This is a genomic window from Pseudomonas syringae (genome assembly GCF_023278085.1).
Taxonomy (GTDB): domain Bacteria; phylum Pseudomonadota; class Gammaproteobacteria; order Pseudomonadales; family Pseudomonadaceae; genus Aquipseudomonas; species Aquipseudomonas syringae_Q.
This window is the reverse complement of sequence record NZ_CP066265.1, coordinates 4,225,668-4,247,190: the sequence shown is the minus strand read 5'-3', so window position 1 is coordinate 4,247,190 and position 21,523 is coordinate 4,225,668. Positions and strand designations below refer to the sequence as shown.

The 21,523-nt window shown below is 59.0% G+C and carries 23 protein-coding genes and 2 pseudogenes; 10 read left to right on the top strand and 15 right to left on the bottom strand.

Annotated elements, in window-relative coordinates:
- Positions 1 to 199: 199 nt before the first annotated feature.
- From I9H07_RS18945 to I9H07_RS18925, 5 genes and pseudogenes are all read left to right on the top strand, one after another.
- Positions 200 to 1,291 carry a BMP family ABC transporter substrate-binding protein gene (locus tag I9H07_RS18945; protein WP_058823873.1) on the top strand — a complete coding sequence of 364 codons (1,092 nt, stop codon included), beginning with the start codon at positions 200 to 202 and terminating at the stop codon, positions 1,289 to 1,291.
- On the top strand, positions 1,288 to 2,802 hold the full coding sequence (locus tag I9H07_RS18940; protein ID WP_024675572.1) for an ABC transporter ATP-binding protein: 1,515 nt from the start codon (positions 1,288 to 1,290) through the stop codon (positions 2,800 to 2,802). The genes I9H07_RS18945 and I9H07_RS18940 overlap by 4 nt, the downstream gene beginning before the upstream one ends.
- Positions 2,795 to 3,904, top strand: a complete 1,110-nt coding sequence (locus I9H07_RS18935) for an ABC transporter permease (RefSeq protein ID WP_236423413.1) — start codon at positions 2,795 to 2,797, stop codon at positions 3,902 to 3,904. The genes I9H07_RS18940 and I9H07_RS18935 overlap by 8 nt, the downstream gene beginning before the upstream one ends.
- Positions 3,904 to 4,829, top strand: a pseudogene (locus I9H07_RS18930) (ABC transporter permease). Before I9H07_RS18935 ends, I9H07_RS18930 begins: the two are co-directional and overlap by 1 nt.
- A 131-nt stretch (positions 4,830 to 4,960) precedes the next feature.
- Entirely contained in the window at positions 4,961 to 5,650 is a 690-nt protein-coding gene (locus I9H07_RS18925) for an OmpA family protein (protein WP_024675575.1), read from the top strand.
- A 79-nt stretch (positions 5,651 to 5,729) separates the two neighbouring features.
- On the opposite strand, the gene I9H07_RS18920 is transcribed toward I9H07_RS18925, so the two are convergent.
- The 3 genes from I9H07_RS18920 to I9H07_RS18910 all read right to left on the bottom strand — a co-directional run bounded on the left by I9H07_RS18920 (position 5,730) and on the right by I9H07_RS18910 (position 9,207).
- A complete protein-coding gene (locus I9H07_RS18920; protein WP_024674674.1) occupies positions 5,730 to 6,653 on the bottom strand; it encodes an acyltransferase in 924 nt (307 codons plus the stop codon).
- 80 nt (positions 6,654 to 6,733) lie between these two features.
- Complete coding sequence (gene pta / locus I9H07_RS18915) at positions 6,734 to 8,824, bottom strand: phosphate acetyltransferase (protein ID WP_024674675.1); 2,091 nt, start codon at positions 8,822 to 8,824, stop codon at positions 6,734 to 6,736.
- A gap of 77 nt (positions 8,825 to 8,901) precedes the next feature.
- On the bottom strand, positions 8,902 to 9,207 hold the full coding sequence (locus I9H07_RS18910; RefSeq protein WP_161936332.1) for a DUF3565 domain-containing protein: 306 nt from the start codon (positions 9,205 to 9,207) through the stop codon (positions 8,902 to 8,904).
- 13 nt (positions 9,208 to 9,220) lie between these two features.
- On the opposite strand from I9H07_RS18910, the gene I9H07_RS18905 reads away from it, so the two are divergent.
- The 3 genes from I9H07_RS18905 to I9H07_RS18895 all read left to right on the top strand — a co-directional run bounded on the left by I9H07_RS18905 (position 9,221) and on the right by I9H07_RS18895 (position 11,595).
- The gene (locus tag I9H07_RS18905; protein WP_024674676.1) at positions 9,221 to 9,706 is read left to right on the top strand and encodes an FKBP-type peptidyl-prolyl cis-trans isomerase; all 486 of its coding nucleotides are present in this window, start codon (positions 9,221 to 9,223) and stop codon (positions 9,704 to 9,706) included.
- Positions 9,707 to 9,840: 134 nt separating this feature from the next.
- Positions 9,841 to 10,329 carry a glutathione peroxidase gene (locus tag I9H07_RS18900; protein WP_024674677.1) on the top strand — a complete coding sequence of 163 codons (489 nt, stop codon included), beginning with the start codon at positions 9,841 to 9,843 and terminating at the stop codon, positions 10,327 to 10,329.
- Between the two features lie 162 nt (positions 10,330 to 10,491).
- Complete coding sequence (locus tag I9H07_RS18895; protein ID WP_024674678.1) at positions 10,492 to 11,595, top strand: NADH:flavin oxidoreductase; 1,104 nt, start codon at positions 10,492 to 10,494, stop codon at positions 11,593 to 11,595.
- Here the strand turns inward: I9H07_RS18895 and I9H07_RS18890 are convergent.
- The 5 genes and pseudogenes from I9H07_RS18890 to cysZ form a co-directional block, all read right to left on the bottom strand.
- Entirely contained in the window at positions 11,564 to 12,793 is a 1,230-nt protein-coding gene (locus I9H07_RS18890; RefSeq protein ID WP_058823872.1) for a glycosyltransferase family 4 protein, read from the bottom strand. The genes I9H07_RS18895 and I9H07_RS18890 overlap by 32 nt on opposite strands.
- Before the next feature lie 297 nt (positions 12,794 to 13,090).
- Positions 13,091 to 13,590: pseudogene (locus I9H07_RS18885) on the bottom strand (hypothetical protein).
- Positions 13,587 to 13,883 (bottom strand): hypothetical protein, encoded by a 297-nt coding sequence (locus I9H07_RS18880; protein WP_024674681.1) that lies wholly within the window; start codon positions 13,881 to 13,883, stop codon positions 13,587 to 13,589. Before I9H07_RS18880 ends, I9H07_RS18885 begins: the two are co-directional and overlap by 4 nt.
- A 333-nt stretch (positions 13,884 to 14,216) precedes the next feature.
- A complete protein-coding gene (locus I9H07_RS18875; protein WP_236423410.1) occupies positions 14,217 to 14,561 on the bottom strand; it encodes a hypothetical protein in 345 nt (114 codons plus the stop codon).
- Positions 14,562 to 14,749: 188 nt separating this feature from the next.
- The gene (cysZ, locus tag I9H07_RS18870) at positions 14,750 to 15,511 is read right to left on the bottom strand and encodes a sulfate transporter CysZ (protein WP_024674683.1); all 762 of its coding nucleotides are present in this window, start codon (positions 15,509 to 15,511) and stop codon (positions 14,750 to 14,752) included.
- A gap of 380 nt (positions 15,512 to 15,891) precedes the next feature.
- On the opposite strand from cysZ, the gene trxB reads away from it, so the two are divergent.
- Positions 15,892 to 16,854, top strand: coding sequence for a thioredoxin-disulfide reductase (trxB, locus tag I9H07_RS18865; RefSeq protein WP_024674684.1), 963 nt, complete (start codon positions 15,892 to 15,894; stop codon positions 16,852 to 16,854).
- Positions 16,855 to 16,925: 71 nt separating this feature from the next.
- Here the strand turns inward: trxB and I9H07_RS18860 are convergent, their stop codons facing one another.
- From I9H07_RS18860 to I9H07_RS18830, 7 genes are all read right to left on the bottom strand, one after another.
- On the bottom strand, positions 16,926 to 17,267 hold the full coding sequence (locus tag I9H07_RS18860; RefSeq protein WP_058392391.1) for a HopJ type III effector protein: 342 nt from the start codon (positions 17,265 to 17,267) through the stop codon (positions 16,926 to 16,928).
- Positions 17,260 to 17,556 carry a DUF1244 domain-containing protein gene (locus I9H07_RS18855; protein WP_058392392.1) on the bottom strand — a complete coding sequence of 99 codons (297 nt, stop codon included), beginning with the start codon at positions 17,554 to 17,556 and terminating at the stop codon, positions 17,260 to 17,262. Before I9H07_RS18855 ends, I9H07_RS18860 begins: the two co-directional genes overlap by 8 nt.
- A 43-nt stretch (positions 17,557 to 17,599) precedes the next feature.
- A complete protein-coding gene (gene folX / locus I9H07_RS18850) occupies positions 17,600 to 17,971 on the bottom strand; it encodes a dihydroneopterin triphosphate 2'-epimerase (protein WP_007252643.1) in 372 nt (123 codons plus the stop codon).
- Complete coding sequence (gene folE / locus I9H07_RS18845) at positions 17,971 to 18,534, bottom strand: GTP cyclohydrolase I FolE (RefSeq protein ID WP_058392393.1); 564 nt, start codon at positions 18,532 to 18,534, stop codon at positions 17,971 to 17,973. Before folE ends, folX begins: the two co-directional genes overlap by 1 nt.
- Before the next feature lie 21 nt (positions 18,535 to 18,555).
- Positions 18,556 to 19,266, bottom strand: a complete 711-nt coding sequence (gene folM / locus I9H07_RS18840) for a dihydromonapterin reductase (protein WP_236423409.1) — start codon at positions 19,264 to 19,266, stop codon at positions 18,556 to 18,558.
- 244 nt (positions 19,267 to 19,510) lie between these two features.
- Entirely contained in the window at positions 19,511 to 20,080 is a 570-nt protein-coding gene (locus I9H07_RS18835; RefSeq protein ID WP_024674689.1) for an antibiotic biosynthesis monooxygenase, read from the bottom strand.
- Positions 20,081 to 20,252: 172 nt separating this feature from the next.
- On the bottom strand, positions 20,253 to 20,867 hold the full coding sequence (locus tag I9H07_RS18830; RefSeq protein ID WP_024674690.1) for a hypothetical protein: 615 nt from the start codon (positions 20,865 to 20,867) through the stop codon (positions 20,253 to 20,255).
- Positions 20,868 to 21,061: 194 nt separating this feature from the next.
- On the opposite strand from I9H07_RS18830, the gene I9H07_RS18825 reads away from it, so the two are divergent.
- Positions 21,062 to 21,514 (top strand): flavodoxin, encoded by a 453-nt coding sequence (locus I9H07_RS18825; RefSeq protein ID WP_024674691.1) that lies wholly within the window; start codon positions 21,062 to 21,064, stop codon positions 21,512 to 21,514.
- Positions 21,515 to 21,523 lie beyond the last annotated feature (9 nt).

Genomic DNA, 21,523 nt, shown 5'->3' with positions numbered 1-21,523 from the left:
CGCAGTGCAGCAGAGAGATGCACAAACCAAGTGCTCTGGTTCAGACCATTTGATCTGTTTTCATTCGAGGGGTTGAGCCAGGTCGTTGTTGCATAGCGTTTTTCCGGTAATGGCATGGATGCTGCTAAAGCTCCCAAGGGCCGGCCTCATGATCGGCCACGTGCTGTTCTCATCGGCCATTACCCTCAGGAAAACGTCTATGTACAAGAAACTGTTGCCCGGGACATTGTGTGCGGCCGTCGCGTTCGGGACCGTCAGCCTCGCTCAGGCTGAAGGTCTGACACTCAAGGGCCCGGCGAAAATCGCCATGGTGTACATCAGCCCGCGCAATGACGGCGGCTGGACTCAGGCGTTCGATGAGGCACGACTGAAGCTGGAAAAGGATCTGGACACAAAAATCCAGTTCGTGGAGAGCGTTCCCGAGAACGCTGCGGCCATCACGCCAGTGGTCGACCGACTCATCGCACGCGGCGCGAATATCATCGTCGGCACCGCCTTCGGCTATTCCGATACCTTCCTCACGCTGGCGAAGAAATACCCGGATGTCGCGTTCCTCAACGGTTCGGGCACCACCAACGCCGCCAATCTCGAATCGTTTTACGGCCGCACCTATGAAAGCCAGTACCTGTGCGGCATGGCGGCAGGCGCGGCATCGAAGACCGGCAAACTGGGCTTCGTCGCCGCCAACCCCTTCGGTCAGGTCAACTGGACCATCAATGCCTACGAGCTCGGAGCCAGGCAGATCAACCCCAAGGCCACGGTCAACGTGATCTATACCGGCGCGTGGAATGACCCGGTCAAGGAACGCGCCGCGACCATGGCGCTGATCGACAACGGCGTGGACGTGGTCGGTCAGCACGTCGACAGCCCGACACCGCAGATCGTCGCCCAGGAGCGCGGCATTCATGGCACCGGTCACCACCGCGACCTGAGCGAATTCGCACCAAAAGCGACCGTCTGTTCTTCCTTGTGGGTCTGGGACCGTTTCCTGGGGCCGGAGCTCAAGAAAGTCATGGCCGGTAACTGGACGCCTTCGGCCAACGGCGCGTTGCTGTCGATGCAGCAGGGTGGCACCGATATCAAGCTGACCAGCGACCCGATCATCTCTGCCGAAGATCGCCAGAAAATCGAGGCTGAGCGTGCCGAATTGCTGGCCGGCAAGAAGATCATTTACAGCGGCCCGCTGGCGGATCGCGATGGCAAGGAACGCGTCGCGGCGGGTCAGCAATTGTCCGATCCCGACCTGTGGAAAATGGACTGGTTCGTCGAAGGCGTGAAGACTCAGCAATGAGTCAGGTCAACGCGCTGCAACTCACGGGCATCAGCAAATCGTTCGATGGCTTCAAGGCGCTGATCGAGGCCGACTTCACCGCGCACTGGGGTGAAGTGCATGCGCTGCTGGGCGAAAACGGCGCGGGCAAGTCTTCGCTGATGAACATCGCTGCCGGGCTCTATGCACCGGAAACCGGGACCTTGCTGGTCGATGACAACCCCGTGCAGCTCAGCGGCCCGAAGGACGCCAGCCGTTACCGGATCGGCATGGTTCACCAGCATTTCAAGCTGGTGAAGCCTTTCACGGTGGCGCAGAACATTCTGTTGGCGCTGCCCGAGCAGCCCGGTGAAGGCAGTTACCGCAAGCGTCTGCGGGCGCTTGAACAAGAGATCGTCAGCAAGGCCGCCGAGCTGGGTTTTGTGCTTGAACCGACGCGCATCGTCGACAGCCTGTCGGTCGCTGAACAGCAACGTGTCGAGATTCTCAAGGTGCTGCTGGCCGGTGCGCGGATTCTGATTCTCGATGAACCGACTGCCGTGCTCACCGATCAGGAGGCCGAGCGCTTGCTGCTCACCGTGCAAGCCTTTGCCCGGCAGGGCGCAGCGGTGATTCTGGTGACGCACAAGATGGCTGACGTCAAACGCTATGCCGACCGGGTGACGGTCATGCGTGGCGGGCGCACCGTGCAGACCCTCGACCCGGCCAGCGTCAGCGTCGAACAACTGGTGCAGTTGACCGTTGGCGAGTCGGTATCTGTTGCTGAGCATCAGCCCGCAACGCCGGGTGACGTGCGTTTGCAGGTGCGTGATCTGCGCAGTGTCGCCGGCAGCGGCATGCTCAACGGTGTGAACATGACCTTGCATGCCGGGCAGATTTACGGCATCGCCGGGGTCGGTGGCAATGGTCAGGCGGAACTGGCCAATGCGCTGATGGGCTTGCCGCAACCGACCGAGGGCGAGATTCATCTGACGCCGTTCGGCGATCTGCGCACCGCTTCGGCCGGTCAGCGTCGCCAGCTGCGCATTGCGTCGATCCCGGCAGATCGCTACGGCGCAGCACTGGCCGGATCGCTGTCGGTGGCGGAAAACTTTGCCATCGGCAATATCCACAGCGGCCAGTACGGCTCGTTCTGGCGGCTCGGTTATCAGCGTTTGAAGCAAGACGCGCAGCGTGCAGTGGAAGCGTTCGATGTGCAGGGCGTTCGTTCTCTCGATCAGAAAGCGGCACTGTTGTCGGGCGGCAATGCACAGAAGCTGGTGATTGCCCGGGAGTTCAGCCGTGACCCGCAACTGGTGCTGGTGCACAGCCCGAGCCGCGGCCTCGACGTGCGCGCCACCCAAGCGGTGCATGGCCGACTTCGGGCCGCACGGGACGCGGGCGCTGCCGTGCTGGTGATCAGCGAAGACCTGGATGAAGTGTTGGCCCTGGCTGACCGGATCGGCGTGATGAACGGTGGGCGCATCGTCGCCGAGTTCGATCATCCCGCCGACCGTCAGGCGATCGGCAAAGCGATGGTGAGCCATGACTGAATTACTGCAACATTCCGTTGCTGCACGCCAGCCGTTGCTGACGCGGCGCTACACGCTGGAGCTGCGCCAGCAGACCGGCTGGCCGTTGCAGGCGATGATCATTGCGCTGGCGCTGCTGGTCGGGCTGGCTATCTGCACCGCGATCCTGATTGCAGCAGGTGTGCCCGCTGACGAACTGCTCAACGAATTCGTCGTGCAGACGGTGTTCGATGCGCAAAACTTCAAGGCGGTGCTGTTTCAGGCCTCGCCGATGATCATGGTCGGTCTGGCCGGCTGCATGGCGTTTCGCGCGCGCTTCTGGAATCTGGGGCTGGAGGGCCAGATGATCTGGGGCGCGATTGGCGCCACGGCCATTTCGCTGTTTCAGGTGGGACCGGAGTTTCTGCGCCTGCCGCTGATGACGGCCGCGGCTATTGCCTGTGGATTGCTGTGGAGCCTGGGGCCGGTCCTGTTGAAGCTCAGGTGGCAGGTCAATGAAATCATCTCGACCCTGATGCTCAACTACATCGCCGCCAACTTCCTGCTGCACCTGGTCTATGGCAGCTGGAAAGACCCGCGCGACAACTTTCCCTATTCGCCTGCGTTTCAGGCCTTTGAGCGCCTGCCCGACCTGTTTGCCGGGTACAACGCGGCGATTCTGCTGGCGCTGCTGGTCACGGCACTGACCTTGTGGTTCGTCGGGATTTCCCGCGCGGGCCTGTACCTTCGTTTCGTCGATGCCAACCCTCGGGTGGCTGAAGCCGTGGGCGTGCCGGTGCGCAAGATGATCATCGGCACCGTGTTGCTGTCAGGCGCGCTGGCCGGGCTGGCGGGGTTCGTCGTGACGTCGGGGCAGGAAGGGCGGCTGACTCAGTCGTTTTATCAGGGCTACGGTTTCTCCGGGATTCTCATTGCGTTTCTGGCCCGTAACAATCCGGTCGCCGCGACTATCGTTGCGCTGTTGATTGCCATGTTGTTCGTGGCCGGTCGTAACTTGCAGGTCTTCTATCAGATTCCGTTTTCGATGGTGCAATTGATCCAGGCGATTCTGGTGATCTGTGTGGCGTCATCCGACTTTTTCATCCGCCATCGCCTGCGACGCATTCAGGCAGGAGAACATTGATGGAGCTGATTTCCCACTGGCTGGGCAGTGCGCCGGATTTTGCCGTGCCGTTTGCGCTGGCGGCGCTGGGCCTGATCCTGATAGAACGCAGCGGCGTGCTGGCGTTGGGCGTGGAAGGGCTGATGCTGGTCGGAGCGCTGGCGGGCATCGGCATGCAATTGAGCGTGGGCTCGCCGGGGCTTTCCTTGCTGGCGTCGATGGCGGCGGCGGGTGTGGTGTCGTTGCTGTTTGCGCTGATGGTGCTGGTGTTGCGGATCAATCAGGTCATTGCCGGTCTGGCGCTGGTGTTCTTCTGTCAGGGGCTGACCGGTCTGCTCGGCACCTTGCTTGGCTGGACCAACCGCCCGGTCATTGGCTTGCAGGCGGTCGAGTTGTGGCCGTTGTCGGAACTGCCGGTGGTCGGCAAGGTGTTTGTGCAGAATCCATTGGTGTACCTGACGGTGGTGATCTTCATCGCGGTGGTCTGGCTGTTGGAGCGCACGCGCAGCGGGTTGCGCCTGCGCGCGGTGGGCGAGAACCCGCAGGCTGCGGATGCGGCGGGTATTTCCGTGTTGGGCTACCGCCTGGCAGCGATTGTTGCGGGCTCGGCGCTGATGGGGCTGGCGGGGGCTTCATTGCCGTGCTGAGCACCAAGATGTGGATCGCGGACATGACCGGCGGACGCGGCTGGATCGCGGTGTCGCTGGTGATCTTCGCGCGCTGGTCGCCCTGGCGTGCATTGGCCGGTGCCTTGCTGTTCGGCGGTATCGAAGCGCTGATCCCGCAACTGGCGGCGACCGGTGTGCGTCTGCCTCAGTACTTCGTGTTGATGACGCCCTATGCTGTCACGCTGCTGGTGATGGTCTGGGTGGCCAGCGGCAAGCGTCAGTCCACGAGCCAGCCTGGGGCGCTGGGTGAGCCTTATATTCGCGAGGAGCGTCGGTGATCAGGGTGGTCGGCAGCGCTCTCCAATCAAGAGCGCCACAATACGGGCGGTTCAGCCGGGGTTAAGGAATTTTTGACGGGAGGCATGCTCTAATCCGGTTACTAGCGTTTGTCAAAACCAGGAGCTCCTGAATGTTTACCTCGCCTCGTTTGATCATTGTCGCCGCTGCCGTAGCCGTGCTGTCGGGCTGCGCGACACCCAACCCTTATGACAATCAAGGCCAGGCGCAAAGCTCCGGTGGCATGAGCAAAACGGCCAAATACGGCGGGCTCGGCGCACTGGCGGGTGCTGTAGCGGGCGCAGCCATCGATCACAATCACCGTGGCAAAGGCGCCTTGATCGGTGCTGCCGTTGCCGGTGCGGCATCGGCGGGTTACGGCTACTACGCGGACAAGCAGGAAGCTGCGTTGCGTGCGAGCATGGCCAATACGGGCGTCGAGGTGCAGCGTCAGGGCGACCAGATCAAACTGATCATGCCAGGCAACATCACCTTCGCCACCGATTCTTCGGCGATTGCCAGCAGCTTCTACTCGCCGCTGAACAACCTGGCGAACTCGCTCAAGCAGTTCAACCAGAACAACATTGAAATCGTCGGCTACACCGACAGCACCGGCAGCCGCCAGCACAACATGGACCTGTCGCAGCAACGCGCGCAGAGTGTTGCGACCTACCTGACGTCTCAGGGTGTCGATCAATCGCACCTGTCAGTCCGTGGCGCAGGCCCTGATCAGCCCATCGCCAGCAACGCCGACGTCAACGGCCGCGCCCAGAATCGCCGCGTAGAGGTCAACCTCAAGCCGATTCCGGGTCAGCAGTACTAAACAGCGCCGCTCCGCTCGGCTGATGTCGGACGCAGAGCGTCCGGAACGGCATGCCGACGCGGAGCGTCGCACGATAGTATTACCGTGCCTCACGCTCGTCTCGCCGTCCCGGATACTGCTCATGCATCGTGTCCAGCAGCCGGTCTTTCTCTTCCCATAGCCCGTTGATCCACTGCTGGAATTGCAGGCGGTACTCGCCGTCCTGGTCGTAGTTTTTGCCGATGAATTGCGGCGGGATCCTGATCTCTTCAAAGTGGGCGACCACGTCTTTCACGTTGCCGCACAGCAAGTCCCAGTATCCCGGTTGTCCGTCTGGATAGTGAATGGTCACGTTGATGATCGATTCCAGCTGTTCACCCATCGCGTCGAGGACGAAGGCGATGCCGCCAGCCTTGGGTTTGAGCAAGTGGCGGAAGGGCGACTGCTGCTGGGCGTGTTTGCCGGCTGTAAATCGCGTGCCCTCGGCAAAGTTGAAAATCCCCACCGGGTTGTGGCGAAACTTCGCGCAGGTACGGCGGGTGGTTTCCAGGTCTTTGCCTTTCTTCTCCGGGTGTTTGGCCAGATAGGCCTTGGAGTAGCGCTTCATGAACGGGAAGCCCAGCGCCCACCATGCCAGACCAATCACCGGGACCCAGATCAGTTCCTGTTTGAGGAAGAACTTCAGCGGACGAATGCGCCGGTTGAGCACGTACTGCAACACCATGATGTCGACCCAGCTCTGATGATTGCTCGTCACCAGATACGAGTGCTTGTAGTCCAGCCCTTCAAGACCGCTCAGGTGCCAGCGGGTATTGCAGAGCAGCCTTATCCAGGCATTGTTGTTACCGATCCAGGTTTCATGGATGTGGCTCATCAGCCAGTCGGTGAAGCGCTGCGCAGCGGAGAAGGGCAGGCAGATCTTGAGGATCGTGACCGCGAACAGCACCGTGCAACAGACGATGGTGTTCAGCGCCAACAGCAGTGAAGCGATGACGCCGCGCAGTGGGGCAGGCAGGAAATCCATGAAAGAGATGGCTCCGGAAGTGATCGGATGCCGCAGGCTGACCTGCGGCACGGTAAGTTTGGGTCAGGAAGACACAGGGATCATGGCAACGTGTCTGCCTGAATGGCGGTCAGCGCAATCGTGTAGACGATGTCATCGACCTGAGCACCACGCGGCAGATCATTCACCGGCTTGCGCAGGCCTTGCAGCATAGGGCCCAGACTCACACAGTCGGCACTGCGTTGCACCGCCTTGTAGGTGGTGTTGCCGGTGTTCAGGTCCGGGAACACAAACACGTTCGCGCGTCCCGCCACCGGGCTGTCCGGGGCCAGTTGCCGGGCAACCTGCTCGTTGGCGGCGGCATCATACTGCAGCGGTCCGTCGATCAGTAGATCGCGCCGCGCTTCCTGAGCCAGTTGCGTGGCTTCGCGGACTTTCTCGACTTCTTCACCACTGGCCGAATTGCCGCTGGAATAGCTGATCATTGCCACCCGGGGCGAGATACCGAACGCGGTCGCCGAATCGGCACTTTGCAGGGCAATTTCGGACAGCTCGCTGGCGCTCGGGTGCGGGTTCATGATGCAGTCACCGTACATCAGCACCTGCTCCGGAAACAGCATGAAGAACACCGACGACACCAGCGTGCAGCCCGGCGCGGTCTTGATCAGTTGCAGGGCTGGGCGAATGGTATTGGCGGTGGAATGAACGACGCCCGACACCAGCCCGTCCACCTCGTCCAGTGCCAGCATCATGGTGCCGATCACCACCGGATCTTCGAGCTGCTGCTCGGCCATCGGCGCATTCAGGCTCTTGTTCTTGCGCAGTTCGACCATCGGCGTGACGTAACGCTCGCGAATCACTTCAGGGTCGAGAATCTCCAGCCCCGGCGGCAGCTCGATGCCATGTGCCTGAGCAACAGCCTGTACTTCTTCGGGCCGCGCCAGCAATACGCAACGAGCGATGCCACGCGCCTGGCAGATTGCCGCCGCTTGAATGGTCAACGGTTCGTTGCCCTCTGGCAGAACGATGCGTTTATTGGCCGCCTGGGCGCGCTGGATCAACTGGTAACGGAACACCGCAGGCGACAGGCGCAGCTCGCGCGGGGTGCCGCAGCGTTGGTGCAGCCAGTTGGCATCCAGATGGCTGGCAACGAAATCGGTGATGATTTCCGCACGCTCGCGGTCATCGATGGGGATTTCCTTGTTCAATTGGTTGAGGCGGTTTGCCGTGTCATAGGAACCGGTGCTGACCGACAGCACGGGCAGGCCAGCCTGCAACGCGCCTCGGCACAGCTCCATGATGCGCGGGTCAGGCACGCTGTCGCTGGTCAGCAACAGGCCAGCCAAGGGTACGCCGTTGATCGCGGCCAGGCTCACCGCGAGGATGATGTCGTCGCGGTCGCCTGGCGTGACGACCAGCACACCGGGCTTGAGCAGCGGGACGGTATTGAGCACGGTGCGCGCACAGATGATGATTCTGGACATGCGGCGCTGATCGTAGTCGCCTGCATTCAGCACCTGTGCGCCCAGCAGTTCGGCCACATCGCGGGTGCGTGGCGCGTTGAGTTCGGCGCGATAGGGAATGCAGCCCAGCAACCGGAAATCGCCATTGCGCAGCAACGGCGAATGCTCTTTCAGGCGCGCAGCAAACACCTCCATGCTTTCGTCGGTGCGCACCTTGTTGAGGATCACGCCCAGCACCTTCGGGTCTTTCGGCCCGCCAAACAGCTGAGCCTGCAACTCGACCCTTCCCGAGAGTTCAGTCAGCACTTCGTTTTCCGGCGCCGAGACCAGGATGACTTCCGCATCCAGGCTCTTGGCCAGATGCAGGTTGACCCGCGCGGCATAACTTGCGCTGCGGGTCGGCACCATGCCCTCGACCACCAGCACATCCTTGCCGACAGCAGCCTGCTGATAGAGGTTGATGATTTCTTCGAGCAGCTCATCCAGCTGACCGTCGCCCAGCATGCGCTCGACGTGCGCCAGGCCCAGCGGCCTGGGCGGTTTGAGGCCGTGGGTGCGGGCCATCAGTTCGGTCGAACGCTCAGGGCCGAGGTCACCGGGATGCGGCTGGGCGATCGGCTTGAAAAAGCCCACTTTCAAGCCCGCGCGCTCCAGGGTGCGCACCAGGCCCAGGCTGATGGAGGTCAACCCCACACCAAAATCCGTGGGGGCAATAAAAAACGTCTGCATACGGGCTTCTCGATTGAGCAGTGCAAGGGTCGCAGCGCATAGGGAACAGCGGTTGACCAAAAAAGTCCGGAAATCGTCTAGCGCGACTTCTCATCGGCAAGATTATCGTTATCTGCGCCATTCGCACACCAGCCGCAACAAAACGGCTGACCTGTCATCTGTTGACGCTTTACAGGGTCCAGGACCCAGGCACGCGATTGCCATGGCGGCTGATGACGCAGGTGCTGAGTGTGGCCGCAGGACAGTCGCGCAAACCAGTGTCCTTGCTCGTCCTGTCTTAAATCGATAACAGTTGAACCTTTCAATCCGGGCCGTCCGTCAGAGTTGCGTTCGCTTTCGGGCGATGGCTTGGTTAGACTTGTTCGTTCTTCAATCTTAAGCAAAGGTCTTGTCCCCATGCCGATCGCCGCCAATAAGGCTGTCTCCATTGACTATACCCTGACCAACGACGCTGGTGAGGTCATCGACAGTTCTGCCGGTGCTGCGCCGCTGGTTTACCTGCAAGGTGCAGGCAACATCATCCCGGGCCTGGAAAAGGCACTGGAAGGCAAGGACGTCGGCGACGAGCTGAAAGTCGCTGTCGAGCCGGAAGATGCGTACGGCGAATACTCCGCCGAGCTGGTCAGCACCCTGAGCGCCAGCATGTTCGAAGGCGTCGACAAGCTCGAAGTCGGCATGCAGTTCCACGCGTCGGGTCCTGACGGCGGCATGCAGATCGTGACCATCCGCGATCTGGATGGCGATGACGTCACCGTTGACGGCAACCACCCGCTCGCAGGTCAGCGCCTGAACTTCGATGTAAAGGTCGTTGCCATCCGTGATGCCAGTGAAGAAGAATTGGCGCACGGCCATATTCACGGTGAAGGCGGTCATCAACACTGATCAGTGCTGACAGGCTCAGGTCACTGATATAAAGGCGCCCTGACCGTTTCGCGATGACGATTTTCGTTACGCGTTCGGTCAGGGTGCCTTTTCAGGTTATGACTCAGGGCAATTTGCTACAAATTGGGGGTTTCATGAGTGCTTTTCACACCATCACACTGAAAGCGCTGGATGGTCAGGAGCTGCCGCTGGCGGCTTACAAAGCCAAAGTCGTTCTGGTGGTCAACGTTGCCTCCAAATGCGGGCTGACGCCGCAATATGCAGCGCTGGAAAACCTGTATCAGCAGTACAAGGACAAAGGGCTGGTCGTGTTGGGTCTGCCTTGCAACCAGTTTGCCGGGCAAGAGCCAGGCACCGAAAAAGAGATCGCCGAATTTTGCGAACTCAATTACGGAGTGACCTTTCCCCTGGGTGAAAAGCTCGACGTCAACGGTCCGAACCGGCATTCGTTGTATCGCCTGCTGGCTGGCGAAGGGGCCGAGTATCCGGGCGATATCACCTGGAATTTCGAAAAGTTTCTGGTGGGCAAGAATGGTGGCGTGAGCGCCCGTTTCTCGCCGCGCACCCCGCCCGACGATCCGACAGTCATCCTGGCGATTGAAAAGGCATTGGCGCAAAGCTGATCGCCTTGCCGGGACAGCAATCGCTCGCCCGGCCGACTGCCGCATTCGCGGCTTCTTGAGTTAAATCAGTTAAATCAATAGTACTGGGCCACTGCTGGCGCCCAGCGATATTCTGCGCCCCTGATCTGGTGCCCTTGACTATTTACCCCCGGAGTTCCGCGCATGTCGGCAGAAGCCTTGTTCAAACCCTTTCGTCTGGGCAGCCTGGAATTATCGTCGCGGGTGGTCATGGCGCCCATGACCCGGTCTTTCTCGCCGGGGCATGTGCCCAATGCCAACGTCGTCGAGTATTACCGGCGTCGTGCTGCCGCGGGTGTCGGGCTGATCGTGACCGAAGGGACGACGGTCAACCACAAGGCTTCCAACGGCTACCCGAATGTGCCGCAGTTTTTCGGCGAGGCACCGCTGGCCGGCTGGAAGAAGGTGGTCGATGCGGTGCATGCCGAGGGCGGAAAGATCGTTCCGCAGCTCTGGCATGTGGGGGCTGTGCGTCGCCTTGGTACCGAGCCGGACGGTAGCGTGCCGGCGTATGGGCCGATGGAAAAGACCAAGGACGGTCAGGTGCTGGTGCACGGGATGAGCAGGCAGGACATCGGCGACGTCGTGCAGGCTTTCGCTCAAGCGGCGGCCGATGCCCGGGCGATTGGCATGGACGGCGTCGAGATCCATGGCGCGCACGGTTATCTGATCGATCAGTTTTTCTGGGAAGGCAGCAATCAGCGTGATGACGAATATGGCGGCAGCCTCGCCAATCGTTCACGGTTCGCCATCGAGCTGATCAGCGCAGTGCGCGCCGCAGTCGGCCCGGACTACCCGATCATCTTCCGTTTCTCACAATGGAAACAGCAGGATTACTCAGCGCGTCTGGTGCAGACGCCCGACGCGTTGGGCGAATTCCTGCAACCCCTGTCTAACGCCGGTGTGGATATCTTTCACTGCTCTACCCGGCGCTTCTGGGAGCCTGAATTCGAAGGCTCTGACCTGAACCTCGCGGGATGGACACGCACGCTGACCGGCAAGCCGACCATTACCGTTGGCAGCGTCGGGCTGGACGGTGAGTTTCTGCAATTCATGGTCAACACCGACAAGGTCGCGCAACCCGCAAGCCTGGAGCATCTGCTGGAACGCCTGGGCAACGAAGAGTTTGATCTGGTCGCAGTAGGGCGTGCCTTGCTGGTCGATCCGGATTGGGCGTTGAAGGTGCGCGACGGTCGCGAGCAGGACATTCTGCCCTTCAGTCGAGAGGCACTGACGACACTGGTCTGATCTTCTTGTCGCGGGCTGGCCTGATCTCTTTGATATGGCCGCCGGGATTGATGTTGCCACTGGGACTGGCTTCCCGCAGCTGTCGCTCGAACTGATCGATGATCGCATTCCAGCCCTGGCGGCTGGCATGCTGTCTGGCGTTTAGCCGCACCCTGCGCAGCGTCTCGCTGTCTTCCAGCAGCCAGCGGGCAGCGTCGATGAAGGCCTCTTCATCACCCGGCATGGCCAGCGCACCGTTGTGGCCGTGGCGGATATGCTGCCCGGCCGCCGCTTCGTCGTAGGCCACCACGCCGAGACCTGAAGCCAGCGCCTCCAGCACTACGTTGCCAAAGGTTTCAGTCAGGCTCGGGAAAAGAAACATATCCCCTGAAGCGTAATGCGTAGCCAAGTCCTCGCCCCTTTGCGTCCCGCAAAAAATCGCATCCGGAATCTGTCGCTCCAGCTCGGCGCGTTGCGGTCCGTCGCCGACCACGATCAGCTTCAGCGTGCGCTGAGGGTAACGCTCTTTCAGGGCCTCGAAGCTCGTCTTGAGCAACCCCAGGTTCTTTTCCGGCGCCAGCCTGCCGACGTGGATAACGCCGATATCAGCCGCTTGCAGGCCCCAGCTCTCGCGCAGCGCCTGGGAGCGTCTGGACGGGCTGAACAGCTGGCTGTCGACCCCGCGGGACAGCAACTCGATCCGCTCGAAGCCGCGTCGTTCCAGTTCTACTTTCTGGCTGATACTCGGCACCAGCGTGAGGCGCGAGCGGTTATGGAACCAGCGCAGGTAGTGGGTGAGCAGGCGGGTGACGAAACCCATGCCGTATTGCTGGGTGTATTGCGGGAAATTGGTGTGAAAGCCGCTGATCACTGCAATGCCCAGCCGCCTGGCGGCACGCAATGCCGACAACCCCAGCGGGCCCTCGGTTGCGATATACAGCACATCCGGCCGACGCCGCTGCCAACGGCGCAGCAGCTTGTGCATTGAAGACTGACCCCACTGCAACCCCGGGTAGCCCGGTATCGGCCAGCCCCGGCACAGGAGCAGATCGTCGACGGCTCCCGAATGGGTTTCATCATTCTGGCGCGGCCGGACCAGCTCGACCCGATGCCCGCGCAACCGCAATCCGTCACAAAGCCGCCCCAGGGTATTGGCAACGCCGTTGATCTCGGGAGTGAACGTTTCAGTGATAAGGGTGACATGCAGAATCTGGCTCATGAGAGCAGTGTCTGCCGTATAGATTTCGGTTATGTGGCGGTTGTGTGATTGATTGATGATAGGAGGCAGGGAGATCGGTTGGCGGTTCGAAAACTGCGCGCAATATCTAAAAGCTAAATAAATGAGTTGTAAAGTGTTTTTTATTAAATGCATGATTGATTTCGTTGGCGGCCTACAGGTTTACGCATGTATTCCTAAAGGAGCGTAGTACGTTCAAGTAGATGTTGATATTAATTGAATTACTGTCAATTGGTAATGTCACAGGTGCCCTCCCCGCAGACGGGGAGGGTGCTCAGTCTACCAATTTGCCATGTCACGAATGCTTGAGGAAGAGAGTCATTAAAGTTTAGTATTTTTTCAAGGATCTCAACCGCAGGCGTACCTTTCAAGCATTCCTCCTCATAAAGGGCTGTTCGCTCCTTTTGCATACACCCCCCTATTTTCTGAAAATAAGCGCTTGATTCGGGTGTGACTATTTTACCCGTGGCGCAGTAACGAATCACAGGGTAATCAGATAGATCCACACCTTCGCCAGTCAATGAATTGTACGCATAGTGTTTGGCCAGGAAGCTTGCTTCCCCCGGGCTACTTTCAGCCTGTGCCATCAGCTTGTGCCTGAGCTCTCCTCCTCGGGGAATTGTCCTTGCGCAATAAGGCATTTCTTTTTCGTGGACGGTTTTTTGAAGAACGTTAGCGAAGATTTCAGGTGTTGATGCAGTGGTACGCGGTGTTGTTTTTTGCCGTACACCCAACGGGGTAACGTTCGGGAATGGCTTGGCATTGTCTGTGTGAGTCATTTGAAAGTCCTTCGCGTACTTTCCATTGCCGCAGGCACAGGAACGAAGTCCTTATCCTCCACAATGGATCTGCGTTGTTCGATATTCATGTTATCCATGAAGCGAGTCGAGCGCGGCTGCGCTAAGTTGCCGAGTGTTGCGGAGGCTGCGACTGCAGATTTTTTGGCTGCCTGGTTGCTGACATCGTTTAACATCTGGGCAAACCGACCTGAACGGGATCTCGGGGTTCTTTCGAGAGCTGCTGGTTGGTAGGGGGAAGGTTGGGCTGCGGCAGATTTTGTTGTTATCTCCATAGGGAACGCTCCTGTTGTTTAAATCAGGAGGGCAAAGACAGTGCCATATTCAATGATTTAGTTGTTCCTACGCTACGTCGGTCTTTAGATAGGGGCGGAACAGGTATGTCCTACGTAACATTCCTACGTGCAATATTTTTTTACAGATCGGCAAGTATTGTCTGGTTGCGGCAACTGGCTGCCGGTACACGATAGATGGTTTGTAAAATCCGTTTGTAGGGCGAATAATTTATATAGGTAAGGTATTTCCTGTTTAGTCAAGGTGCCGAACAGACAGTTTATTATCTGTCCGGCATTCTTTCGGGCTCTGCAGTACTTAGTTAATCAAGGCGATTAACCCAGATCACGAACCAGTTGGCCGATCACTTCACCGATCTTTGCCAGATCCGGTGCAGCCAGGCGATGCTCATCCGCGTACGAATACGCTACCGTGAACAGGCCAGCAGTGCGAGCGGAGTAGGAAGGTGCGTCTTTCTCGAAGACACGGGTCGATGCTTCGGCAGTCAGCGATACAGAACCGATGACCACGCGTTCTTCAGGGTCGTTAACGCCATTGATGTAAACATTGTCCGGGTCAATCGACCATTCGGCCAGTTCACTGATCAGGAACGCGCGGATCTTTTCTTCGACTGATGCGGTTTCGGCGGCAAAGGCAGCCGGGTTTACTGGGGTGTTCATGATTTAACTTCCTTGTTAAGTTCATGTGTCGTCATGTTTTATTGCAGTGGGCTTCACATGAACGGGTTGGTTGAGACCCGATTAAACGCCCGACGACAGGGTCAAGTGCGGTACATATATATAGGGGTGTAACTTTTCTCCGTTGGGGCAGGTCGGGCGCATAGTGCACGCGCCCGACATTTCAGCATTCAGCCACGCGCATGCGTGACGGGCAGTGCTTCTGCGCCGCGTTCGCGAACCCAGAACAATGTCGCGCCCGCAACGGCGGCCGGCATCATCAGCAGGTTGACCACCGGGATCAACAAGGCGACATAAACGATCCCGCCGAAGCTCAGGCTCTGCCAGCGTTTGCTTTTCAGCCAGCCGAGCATCTCGTTCCAGCCCAGTTTGTGGTTGTCGGCCGGGTAATCGATGTACTGGATCGCCATCATCCATACGCCGAACAGCAGCCACAGCGGTGCGGCGATGATATTGGCTACCGGAATGAAGGACAGCACGAACAGCCCGAGCATGCGCGGCAGCATGTAGCCCAGCTTGCGTGCCTCGCGGGCCAGTGTGCGCGGCACCATGGCGACCAGCTCGGCCCAGCTGAAATCGGGCGAATCGTCTACGCCACGAATCACCGCTTCGACTTTCTCGGAAAGAAACCCGTTGAACGGTGCGGCGATGATATTGGCAACCACGGTGAAGGTAAAAAACACCATTAACACCACCAGCGCTACAAACAATGGCCACAGGATGTAGCTGAGGAAGCTCAGCCAGTGGGGAAGTGTCGGCATGAAGGCGTCGACCCACAGTTCGAACTGGTGGATCGCCAGGTAGATGAGGCCGCAGAACAGGATCAGGTTGATGCTCAGCGGCAGCAGGACAAACAGACGCAGGCCGGGGCTGAGGATCAGTTTGAGACCTTCGCCGAGGTATTGCGGGCCGGTGAGGGCAGGAGCGGGCATGGCAGCCTCCGAGTGCTGGAAAGGCGTGACATTACCGGCTTTGCGATGACCATGAAAGAGCGGAGCGATGACAGCTTTTGAGGACGCGACACTTGTGGCGTATTCTTGATCGCGGGTGAATATCATGATGGCTGGCAGCGAATGATGCCGCTTTCCGACGCACGCTCTATAGAAGTGACCTATAGGGTGGATTGTGAAACGATATTTCCTTAACCTCTGCCACCCCGATAGGCTTGTCTGCAATGTGAAGGCCTGCCTCTCGGGTCAGAATTTTCAGGACCTGCCGAACCAAACGGCGCTTCCCCAAGCGTTTCGGTGGTCCTTTTTATCCAGCCGTCCCGACCGCGGCGTAAAACACGGTCGGTCGATAGGAGTGTGTCATGTCAGACGTACGTCATTCCCGAGTGATCATTCTCGGTTCCGGTCCTGCCGGTTACAGCGCTGCGGTCTATGCCGCACGCGCCAACCTCAAGCCACTGCTGATCACCGGCATGCAGGCTGGCGGCCAATTGACCACGACGACAGAAGTTGATAACTGGCCGGGCGACCCGCACGGTCTGACCGGCCCGGCGTTGATGGAGCGTATGCGTGAGCACGCCGAGCGTTTCGAGACTGAGATCGTTTTCGATCACATCAACTCGGTCGATCTGGCTGGCAAACCGTTCAGCCTTCAGGGTGACAGTGCAACCTACACCTGTGACGCACTGATCATCGCCACCGGTGCAAGTGCCCGCTACCTGGGCCTGCCTTCGGAAGAAGCGTTCATGGGCAAGGGCGTTTCGGCCTGCGCGACCTGTGACGGTTTCTTCTATCGCAACCGCGAAGTCGCGGTGGTAGGGGGCGGTAACACCGCTGTGGAAGAGGCGCTTTATCTGGCCAACATCGCCAGCAAGGTAACTCTGGTCCATCGCCGTGAAACCTTCCGTGCCGAGAAGATCCTGATCGACAAACTGCATGCCCGCGTTGCGGAAGGCAAGATTGAGCTCAAGCTCAATGCCACGCTGGACGAGGTGCTGGGTGACAACATGGGCGTTACCGGTGCACGCCTGAAGAATAACGACGGCACCAGCAGCGAGCTGAAAGTCGACGGTGTGTTCATCGCGATTGGCCACACCCCGAACACTTCGTTGTTTGACGGCCAGTTGGCCCTGAAAGACGGCTACATGGTTGTACAAGGTGGCCGCGAAGGCAACGCAACAGCGACCAGTGTCGAAGGCGTGTTCGCTGCCGGCGACGTGGCTGACCACGTTTACCGTCAGGCCATCACCTCGGCGGGTGCGGGCTGCATGGCCGCACTGGACGTTGAGCGTTACCTGGACGGGCTGGCAAACGTTTCGTTCTGATTTGTATGCATCTGCCTGGTCCTCGTGCCCAGGCAAGAGCACGAGAATCGACTTGATTTCAGCCCACCCACTCAGGCCTTGCGCTTGAGTGGCTCGCCTTCGAAATGAACCCCTGCCAGACCCTTCGCAATCAGCGCACGAATGTTGCCGTGATCGCTGCCTTCGGGCGTGGCTTGCACGGATCGGTAATGTTCGCCGAATGCCAGCAGCGCTTCTTCATCGCTCAGGCCTTCCAACAGTGCCAGACCCAGTGTCTTGCATGAGCCTTCGTTCTGCCCGGCTGCGTTGTCGACGTCGCCGTTTTTGAACGCTTGAGGCTGATAGTAGTAACCTTCTGCAATAAAACTCAGCGTGTCAGCGAACACATGCTCGCCACTGCGCAGGCTGGTACGCAGGGAGTTCAAGTCAGTCATGCTTGGGTTCCTTGGCGAACGCCGCCTGTTGCTCGGCGCTGGCTTCTTTCTGGTAGTGGGTTTTCCATTCGCTGTACGGCATGCCGTAGACCACTTCGCGCGCATCATCGAGGCTGATGTCGATGTGTTTTTCGTCAGCGGCGGCCTTGTACCATTTGGACAGGCAGTTGCGGCAGAAACCGGACAGGTTCATCAGGTCGATGTTCTGGACATCCTTGCGGCTGTCCAGGTGCGCAACCAGTCGGCGAAAGGCGGCGGCTTCAAGTTCGAGGCGTTCTTGCTCGGTCATGACGGGCTCTATTCAGTCAGAAAGTTGCGTCATGATAAGAGTTTCAGCGCTGACCGGCGAGCGTGATCGACACCGATTCGGCGAAGCGCAACGCATGCGGCTTGTCGACTTCCACCTCGGCGTAACTCACGGCCTGATGAGTCATCACCAGATCCAGCACTTCCTGCGTCAATCGTTCAAGCAGGGCAAAGCGGTTGCCTTCGACATGCTGAATGATCGCCTTGGTGATCGTGCGATAGTTGAGCGCGTGCTCGATATCGTTATCGCGAACGGCTTCCTGTGCGGCATAGAGGATCGTCACGTTGATCAACACGTCCTGCTTGTTGACGATTTCATCCTCGTTGATGCCGATATAGGTGCGCAAGCGCAGATCCTTGATGCGGATGCGCGCAGTGCCCGGTTCGAGTCTGGCCATTACTGTCTGCTCCGTCCGATCAGTTGCAGAAACTCCATGCGCGTGGTGCTCGATTCGCGGAACGCCCCCAGCATCACCGACGTGTTCATGGTCGAGTTCTGCTTTTCGACGCCGCGCATCATCATGCACATGTGCTTCGCTTCAATGACCACTGCTACGCCGGCAGCGCCGGTCACTGCCTGAATCGCATCGGCGATCTGTTTGGTGAGGTTTTCCTGGATCTGCAGGCGTCGGGCAAACATGTCCACAATGCGCGCGATCTTCGACAGGCCCAGCACTTTGCCGGTCGGGATGTACGCTACGTGTGCCTGGCCAATGAACGGCAGCAGATGGTGCTCGCAGAGCGAGTAGAGTTCGATGTTCTGCACGATGACCATTTCATCGTTGTCGGAGGCGAACAGAGCGCCATTAACGATCTCGTCGACACTCTGGGCGTAGCCGTGACACAGATACTGCATCGCCTTGGCGGCGCGTTTTGGAGTGTCGAGAAGACCTTCGCGGTCCGGGTTCTCACCAAGTCCGAGCAGAATGTCTCGGTAGTGCTGTGGCAGGGATGAACTCATCAGAAGGGTCCTCGGGGCGGCTTACTTGACGTGCCGTCCGCCGTTTACGGTCAGTGTTGTGCCGGTCACATAGGTGGTGTCCAGAAGGTAACGCAGGCTCTGGTAGATCACCTCTGCACCAGGCTCTATGCCTATGGCCGACTTGGCCAGGGCGTTGGCGCGGTAGGCCGCATCGTCCTTGGGTTGAAACATCAACAGCGCCGGGGCAATGCCGTTGACTTTGACACGCGGGGCGAACCGGGCGGCGAAGGAGAGTGTCAGGCTTTCCAGGCCCGCCTTGGTTGCGCAATAGGCAATATGCTTGCTGCTGCCCTTGCGGGTCACATCGTCGCTGATATGCACGATGTCGGCGATCTCGCTGGCGTGCAGCAGAGACTCGCAGTGCAGGTTGATCAGGTAGGGCGCCAGCATGTGTACGCTGAACATCCGGGCAAAATTCTCGGCCTCGTCACCGGGCGTTTCGGCCAGCCATTCGGAAGCGTTATGGACAATGGCGCGCAGGCTGTCGGTCTGGGTTTTCAGGCCGTCGATGAATGCCATGATGCCGGCTTCGCTCGAAAAATCGCCATGAATCGCTATCGCCCCGGCGTCGCGCAATTGCGCGACGCTGGCACGCTCGGTTCGATAACTGATGATCACCTGATGCCCGTGTTCCAGCAGGCGCAGCGCACAGTGCAGGCCCACACGCTGACTGGCGCCGGTGATCAGAACAGGTGCAGAAGATAAGGTCATCGGCAGCTCGCGAATCAGGGTCCGGAATTCAAAAGGATCTTACGATCAATTGCCTGTACCGGTTTACACGCAAACTTATACCAGTGAATTTTTTTGTACAACCCTGATCCGCATGAAACTCACCTTTTCCGGCGCGAGAAAAGGCCTTCACTCAGCTTTTCAGCGTGACGCGGCGCCAGGACGGGGGAGGGAGAGGGTAAAGACCTGTACCGGCTGCTCGGGCGTGTACAGGTCTTCGGAAAAATTATCGCGGGGAAGGTGACTGTGTTGCGCGCTCAGGTGTTGTCTGGGGGCTGTTCAGCCAGGACGCCAGAAGGCGAGTGGACAGTGGAATGAACAGATAAACCATCAGTGGCGTAAGCACCGCCGTGCTGATCAGGATACGCGGCAGCAGGTCCAGGGGGTTGAGCAGGGGGCCAAGCAGAAAGTTGAAGATCAATGACACCGGGAAGAACGCCAGCCAGATGGCGACTGCCTGCTTCCAGCGAGGCGGACGCTGATCGATTGCGCCAAACCAGCCGTCGATGCCACTGACACGGTGTTCGGAGGGTTGGGCAAAAAGACCGCTGCCGCGCACCAACCAGGAGCGTCGGGAGGCGGAATGCTCCCAGGCGTGCATGGTGTGCTCATCGGTAAAACGGAAAATGATCTGAAACTCATCGTCCCCAGGCGGGGGAGCCAGCACGCCGGAACCGAGATAACCCGTGAAGTCCGTGGCCAATTGTTCGCCTTCATGCAGCCAGGCCATCATTTCCTGGTAGCGACCATGCGCAACACGGCGGGCAACCATCAAGGTGACGGGTGAGGTAGACATTGTGTATCTCCGGTAGAGGCGTGAGATTCCCGGGTAGGGACGTCACATGGCACGCACCGGGGTGATGGCACGTGTCAGCTTCGGCAGGAAGCAAGCAAGGATTATTCCTGAATCCAGGCCATACCGGTAAAAATTTGCACTCGATATTCTGCTACTGATCAGCGCCGCCTATTTATTTATGCAGCTTATGCAGCGCCGGGTGTACGCGCCGATGCTCTTCAAGGATGAACTGACGCAGGCGCTCTGCATCTTCCTTGCTGTGCTGATTGAGGCGATAAGCACCGAATGCAGGTTTGGTCTGCCGCTCCAGTTTGCCTTTCATGGCGATCGGCGCCTGACCTGCCGGTGTGAACCAGGCGGAGAAGCTTCTGGGCAGTTTGCCTTCCTTGCGGGATTCGAGCAAAACGCCCTTGAATGACAACTCATGAATCCACAACGAGCTCAATGTGCCTTTTTCGGTTTCCAGAGGAATGGGCTCTGTCAGCGCAAGCCGCCATGGACGAATCTGCGGGCCCTCTTCGAAAATGCTGGGCGCGCCCAGTTCGAGGTGCAGGGCATGAAATTCGTCTTCGACCAGATGCAGCGGAAAATTCATCTGCTGGTTTTCGAATTGCGCATGGATGGTGACTTGTTCGTGCGCGGCCAGCCGGGTCAGCAAATCCTGAATCTGAATCCCGCCATTGACCAGCAGGCTACGTGTGCTGTCACGCACATTTAGCTGTGGATTGCGCTGCATGCTCTGGATAAAGTCCAGTTCAGCCTGTGTGAGAAGAGAATCAGGTTGCATGATGGGACTCGGGCCTACCGGTTATTGAGAACAAAGACCATAAATTCCGCAAAGTGTTCTGGCCATTCATCGTGTTTTTTTCGTTCAGGCACTATCAACCTGCTTGCGCTGACGCGGGCCGAAAGGTCGAGGTAAAAGTCAGACGGCATTCTAAGGCATAATGTTTCACTTTTTTAGCTGCTGCAGGAATAGTCATGAAAGTCGCCATCGTGTGCGGAACGGTCTATGGATCGGCCGAAGAAGTCGCCAGGCACGCAGCCACGCTGCTGCGCGCTGCGGGTCATGAAACACTCGTCAATTCCAGGCTGACGCTGCCTGAACTGCTGGCCTTCGAACCTGAGGCGTTGCTGGCGGTGACATCGACCACTGGCATGGGTGAGTTGCCGGATAACCTCGTACCGCTTTATTCGCAGCTGCGTGATGCGTTGCCTGCTGCCCTGCGCGGGTTGCCGGGCGGCGTGATCGCGCTCGGTGATGCCAGTTATGGCGATACCTTCTGTGCCGGTGGCGAACTGATGCGTGAGCTGTTTGCCGAACTGGGCATCGCTGAAACGCAAGACATGCTACGCCTTGACGGCAGCGAAAGTGTCACCCCGGAAACCGATGCCGAGCCTTGGCTCGCAGCCTTCATTGCGCAGTTGGGCTGAGGTCATCCG

Excerpts from the sequence above, each read along its gene's own strand:
- I9H07_RS18945 (WP_058823873.1), top strand. The coding sequence starts at position 200 with ATGTACAAGAAACTGTTGCCCGGGACATTGTGTGCGGCCGTCGCGTTC.
- I9H07_RS18940 (WP_024675572.1), top strand. The coding sequence starts at position 1,288 with ATGAGTCAGGTCAACGCGCTGCAACTCACGGGCATCAGCAAATCGTTC.
- I9H07_RS18935 (WP_236423413.1), top strand. The coding sequence starts at position 2,795 with ATGACTGAATTACTGCAACATTCCGTTGCTGCACGCCAGCCGTTGCTG.
- I9H07_RS18925 (WP_024675575.1), top strand. The coding sequence starts at position 4,961 with ATGTTTACCTCGCCTCGTTTGATCATTGTCGCCGCTGCCGTAGCCGTG.
- I9H07_RS18920 (WP_024674674.1), bottom strand. The coding sequence starts at position 6,653 with ATGGATTTCCTGCCTGCCCCACTGCGCGGCGTCATCGCTTCACTGCTG.
- pta (WP_024674675.1), bottom strand. The coding sequence starts at position 8,824 with ATGCAGACGTTTTTTATTGCCCCCACGGATTTTGGTGTGGGGTTGACC.
- I9H07_RS18905 (WP_024674676.1), top strand. The coding sequence starts at position 9,221 with ATGCCGATCGCCGCCAATAAGGCTGTCTCCATTGACTATACCCTGACC.
- I9H07_RS18900 (WP_024674677.1), top strand. The coding sequence starts at position 9,841 with ATGAGTGCTTTTCACACCATCACACTGAAAGCGCTGGATGGTCAGGAG.
- I9H07_RS18895 (WP_024674678.1), top strand. The coding sequence starts at position 10,492 with ATGTCGGCAGAAGCCTTGTTCAAACCCTTTCGTCTGGGCAGCCTGGAA.
- I9H07_RS18890 (WP_058823872.1), bottom strand. The coding sequence starts at position 12,793 with ATGAGCCAGATTCTGCATGTCACCCTTATCACTGAAACGTTCACTCCC.
- I9H07_RS18880 (WP_024674681.1), bottom strand. The coding sequence starts at position 13,883 with ATGGAGATAACAACAAAATCTGCCGCAGCCCAACCTTCCCCCTACCAA.
- I9H07_RS18875 (WP_236423410.1), bottom strand. The coding sequence starts at position 14,561 with ATGAACACCCCAGTAAACCCGGCTGCCTTTGCCGCCGAAACCGCATCA.
- cysZ (WP_024674683.1), bottom strand. The coding sequence starts at position 15,511 with ATGCCCGCTCCTGCCCTCACCGGCCCGCAATACCTCGGCGAAGGTCTC.
- trxB (WP_024674684.1), top strand. The coding sequence starts at position 15,892 with ATGTCAGACGTACGTCATTCCCGAGTGATCATTCTCGGTTCCGGTCCT.
- I9H07_RS18860 (WP_058392391.1), bottom strand. The coding sequence starts at position 17,267 with ATGACTGACTTGAACTCCCTGCGTACCAGCCTGCGCAGTGGCGAGCAT.
- I9H07_RS18855 (WP_058392392.1), bottom strand. The coding sequence starts at position 17,556 with ATGACCGAGCAAGAACGCCTCGAACTTGAAGCCGCCGCCTTTCGCCGA.
- folX (WP_007252643.1), bottom strand. The coding sequence starts at position 17,971 with ATGGCCAGACTCGAACCGGGCACTGCGCGCATCCGCATCAAGGATCTG.
- folE (WP_058392393.1), bottom strand. The coding sequence starts at position 18,534 with ATGAGTTCATCCCTGCCACAGCACTACCGAGACATTCTGCTCGGACTT.
- folM (WP_236423409.1), bottom strand. The coding sequence starts at position 19,266 with ATGACCTTATCTTCTGCACCTGTTCTGATCACCGGCGCCAGTCAGCGT.
- I9H07_RS18835 (WP_024674689.1), bottom strand. The coding sequence starts at position 20,080 with ATGTCTACCTCACCCGTCACCTTGATGGTTGCCCGCCGTGTTGCGCAT.
- I9H07_RS18830 (WP_024674690.1), bottom strand. The coding sequence starts at position 20,867 with ATGCAACCTGATTCTCTTCTCACACAGGCTGAACTGGACTTTATCCAG.
- I9H07_RS18825 (WP_024674691.1), top strand. The coding sequence starts at position 21,062 with ATGAAAGTCGCCATCGTGTGCGGAACGGTCTATGGATCGGCCGAAGAA.